Origin of the sequence: Neisseria sp. P0014.S009 (assembly GCF_051958155.1) — a bacterium.
Taxonomy (GTDB): Bacteria; Pseudomonadota; Gammaproteobacteria; order Burkholderiales; family Neisseriaceae; genus Neisseria; species Neisseria flavescens_C.
This window is the reverse complement of sequence record NZ_JBQCVS010000235.1, coordinates 1-240: the sequence shown is the minus strand read 5'-3', so window position 1 is coordinate 240 and position 240 is coordinate 1. Positions and strand designations below refer to the sequence as shown.

Annotated in this window: 1 pseudogene; it reads right to left on the bottom strand. The window is 49.2% G+C overall.

From position 1 onward, the window contains the following. Window positions 1–37 precede the first annotated feature (37 nt). Window positions 38–240, bottom strand: a pseudogene (locus tag ACTHS4_RS12470) (elongation factor P); the annotation flags it as partial.

Sequence of the window (240 nt, the reverse complement as noted above, 5' to 3'; positions counted from 1 at the left end):
CTGAATATTCAGACGGCCTTTTTGTGTTACGGGCTGATTAAGCACGTTTGCGGAATTCGCCGGTACGGGTATCGATTTCGACTTTGTCGCCGTTTTCGATGTAAGACATCACTTGGATTTCAGTGCCGCCGACCAGACGTGCGGTTTTCATTACTTTACCGGAGGTATCGCCTTTAACGGCAGGCTCGGTGTATTCAACTTCGCGAACGATGATGGTAGGCAATTCTACGGAGATTGGGT